The organism is Dietzia sp. UBA5065 (genome assembly GCA_002415925.1).
Taxonomy (GTDB): domain Bacteria; phylum Actinomycetota; class Actinomycetes; order Mycobacteriales; family Mycobacteriaceae; genus Dietzia.
Genome location: DIAZ01000030.1, coordinates 1 through 3525, shown reverse-complemented (window position 1 = coordinate 3525; position 3525 = coordinate 1). Strand labels below are relative to the sequence as shown.

Annotated in this window: 3 protein-coding genes; 1 reads left to right on the top strand and 2 read right to left on the bottom strand. The window is 66.4% G+C overall.

Annotation, left to right across the window (positions count from 1 at the left end; translation table 11 throughout):
• Both B4M60_RS02225 and nadA read right to left on the bottom strand, forming a co-directional pair.
• On the bottom strand, positions 1 to 1196 hold a 1196-nt coding region (locus tag B4M60_RS02225), incomplete at its 3' end, for an L-aspartate oxidase (protein ID WP_291079874.1).
• Positions 1196 to 2173, bottom strand: a complete 978-nt coding sequence (gene nadA / locus B4M60_RS02220; RefSeq protein ID WP_291079872.1) for a quinolinate synthase NadA — start codon at positions 2171 to 2173, stop codon at positions 1196 to 1198. The genes B4M60_RS02225 and nadA, both read right to left, overlap by 1 nt.
• 165 nt (positions 2174 to 2338) lie before the next feature.
• On the opposite strand from nadA, the gene B4M60_RS02215 reads away from it, so the two are divergent.
• Positions 2339 to 3525, top strand: a 1187-nt coding sequence (locus B4M60_RS02215; protein ID WP_291079870.1) for an MFS transporter, incomplete at its 3' end; no start/stop codon positions are given.

Sequence of the window (3525 nt, the reverse complement as noted above, 5' to 3'; positions counted from 1 at the left end):
GGGATGCCGTCCTTCACGATCTGCGCCAGGTGATCGCCGGTCCAGCGGCCGCAGACCATGGCCTCAAGCAGTGAGTTGGACGCCAGCCGGTTCGCCCCGTGCAGACCGGTCGAGGCGACCTCGCCGACGGCGTAAAGGCCGGGGACGGACGAGCGTCCGAGCAGGTCTACCTGCACGCCACCCATGTGGTAGTGAGCGGCGGGGTGAACGGGCAGCACGGACTCACGCGGATCGAGCTTGGCCCGCAGGCAGATGTCGAAGATTTGCGGGAACTTCTTCGGGAACGCGGGGCCGGGGTGTTCCCGGGCGTCCACGAACACGTGATGGCCGGCCTGCAGCGAGGCCCATTCGGCCCGGGAGACCACGTCGCGGGCCGCCAGCGGGTTCTCCAGGACGCGCGCCCCGGTCTCGTCGATGACGAGCGCCCCCTCGCCGCGGACGGCTTCGGAGACCAGAGGCATGGGATCGATGCCGACGTCCAAGCCCGTCGGATGGAACTGGACCATCTCCAGGTCGCGCAACACCGCCCCCGCGCGCGCGGCCAACGACAGGCCCTGCCCGCGGGAGGACAGTGGGTTTGTCGTGTGTTGGAACAACCCGCCGACGCCCCCGGTCGCCAGCACGACGATGTCGGAGAGCAGTTCGACGCGGCCCTCAGCGCGGTCGACCACCACGCCGCTCACGCGCCCGTTCTGGGTGAGCAGTTCGACGGCGGGGGAGTAGTCCCACAGCGAGATCGACGGCAGCGTGCGGGCCTTCTCGACGACCGCGCGAAGGAGTTCCGCCCCGGTGCCGTCGCCTTGGGCGTGGACGATGCGGCGCCGCGAGTGCGCGCCTTCGAGGCCAAGGACGAAGGTGCCATCGGGGTTGCGGTCAAAGCGGGTGCCGATCGAGGCCATCCAGTCGATGGCCTCGGGGGCGTCGGAGATGATTCGGGCGACGACGTCGGGGTCGCAGAGCCCTGCGCCCGCGGACAGGGTGTCGGCGATGTGGAGTTCGAAGCTGTCGTCCGGACCCTCGACCGCGGCAACGCCTCCCTGGGCCCAGCCCGTGGACGTGCCGGTCTTGACCGCGCCCGCGGACAGCACGACACACGGCTTGGGTGAGAGTTCGATCGCGGTCACCAGCCCGGCCAGACCGGCGCCGATGATGATGGGCCCGTTGGCCTGAATCGTGGTTACCTTCGCGTGCGCCATCACTTAACCGCCAGCATCCGCTCGATGGCCTGGCGGGCCGGGGCGGCGGTGGCGGGGTCGAGCTCGACGACGTTGGTGAGGGTTTCCAGGCTGTGCCGGATCGCGGCCAGGGTGTTGCGTTTCATGTGCGGGCACATGTTGCAGGGCCGGATGAAGTCGATCTCGGGGTGGTTCTGGGCGATGTTGTCCGACATCGAGCACTCGGTGATGAGGGCGACCTTGCGTGGACGCTCCTTCTCGATGAAGTCCTGCATCTGCGCGGTCGAGCCGGAGAAGTCCGAGGCCAGCACCACCGGTCGCGGGCATTCGGGGTGGGCGATCACGGTCACGCCCGGGTTTCCCTCGCGAATGGTCTCGATGTCGTCGGGGGTGAAGCGCTCGTGCACCTCGCAGGCTCCCGGATGGACGATCATCTTCACGCCCGTCTGGGCCCCGATGTTCGCGGCGAGGAACTGGTCGGGGATCATGATGACCTCGTCCACGCCCAGGCTCTCGATGATCTTCACCGCGTTGCCCGAGGTGCAGCAGATGTCCGACTCGGCCTTCACGGCGGCGGACGTGTTGACGTAGGTGACCACCGGGACGCCGGGGTGCGCCGCGCGCAGGGCACGGACGTCCTCGGGGGTGACGGACTCAGCGAGCGAGCAGCCGGACCGCAGATCGGGGATCAGTACGGTCTTGGACGGGTTCAGCAGCTTCGCGGTCTCAGCCATGAAGTGGACGCCCGCCAACACGATGACGTCCGCGTCGACTTTGGTGGCCTCCCGGGCCAGTGCCAGCGAATCACCCACGATGTCGGCGACCCCGTGGTAGATCTCGGGCGTCATGTAGTTGTGCGCCAAGATCACGGCGTTCTTCTCGGCTTTGAGCCGAAGGATGGCCTGGACATCGTCGACCATGGTGGCCCATTCGACGCGCGGGATCACATGGGCGACCCGCTGATACAGGGCGTCTGCCTCGGAAATGGTGGTGCTCATCGGGACCTCGCGATTATTAGTCACTATGACTACAGAATACCTTGCGAACCTACCGTTCGCCAGGGGTTTCGGTCTCGTTTCTCACGGGTGACCTGCGCAAGGCCATCCGAGGAACCTTGGGTAGGAACGTATTCAGGGGCGGGTCGGGTCCGCTACGGTTCGGGCGTGAGTGCAGCGGGGGTAGAACCGGACACCGAACGGCGCATCTTCGGACGCGGCGCAGAGCATCGACGCCAGGTGTGGTCGTGGTGGACGTGGGACTTGGGTTCCACCGCGCTGAACTCCGTGATGATCTCCTTCGTCTTCTCGGTGTACGTCACCGGAACGGTCGCCGCCAACCCCGAGCGTGGGGCGCTGATGCTCGACGCCGCGCAGTCGTTCTCAGGTATCGCGTTGCTGCTGTTGGCCCCCCTCATGGGCGCCTGGGCGGATCGCGTCCGGAACCGTCGCCTGATGCTGACCGTGGCCACCTTGGTGGTCATCGCCTGTATCGCGCTGAGCTGGTTCGTGAAACCGCACGATGAGTACCTTCTGCTGGGCGTCAGCCTGCTCGCCATCGGGGCCGTCGCCCAAGACATCGGCACGGTTTTCTACAACGGCATGCTGCTGCAGCTTTCGAACAAGACCAACATCGGCAAGATTTCAGCGATCGGGTGGGGCTTCGGTTACTTCGGCGGCATCTTCTGCCTTGTCGTCGTGTTGTTCGGGTTCGTCCTCAAGGGCGGCATCTTCGGGATCTCGACGGATGAACTGGCCAATATCCGCGCCGTGGCCCTGTTCGCTGCCGGGTTCATGGCGATCTTCTCGATCCCGATCTTCCTTTGGGGTCCCACAGCCGAACCGCTGCCGGGCCGTGAAAGGTTCAACGTTCTCAGCGCCTACCGCGACATCGGCGTCCGGATCTTGCACATGTGGCGCGACGAGCGCGGGCTGCTGCACTTCTTGATCGCGTCGGCCATCTTCCGCGACGGGCTCACCGCGGTTTTCACGTTCGGTGGCGTTATTGCGGCGAGCTCCTACGGCTTCGCCACGGACGAGGTCATCGTCTTCGGCTTGGCGGCCAACGGCATCGCGCTGCTCGGCACCTGGGCGTTGTCGGGGCTGGACGATCGCATCGGTCCCAAGCGAGTCATCATCATGTCCTTGTCGATCATGGTCGTCGCGGGCATCGCGGTGGTCTCGTGGCAATCCAAGCCGTCCTTCTGGATCTTCGGGCTGATCATCAGTTCGCAGGTGGGGCTCGTCCAGTCGGCGTCCCGCACCCTGCTGGCGCGGATCGTGCCGCCGGGGGAGGAGAACGAGACGTTCGGGCTCTACGCGACTGTGGGGCGCGCGGCCACCCCGATCGCCCC

What these genes read in the sequence shown, in the direction of transcription:
- nadA (WP_291079872.1), bottom strand. Translation starts at nt 2,173, where the DNA reads ATGAGCACCACCATTTCCGAGGCAGACGCCCTGTATCAGCGGGTCGCC.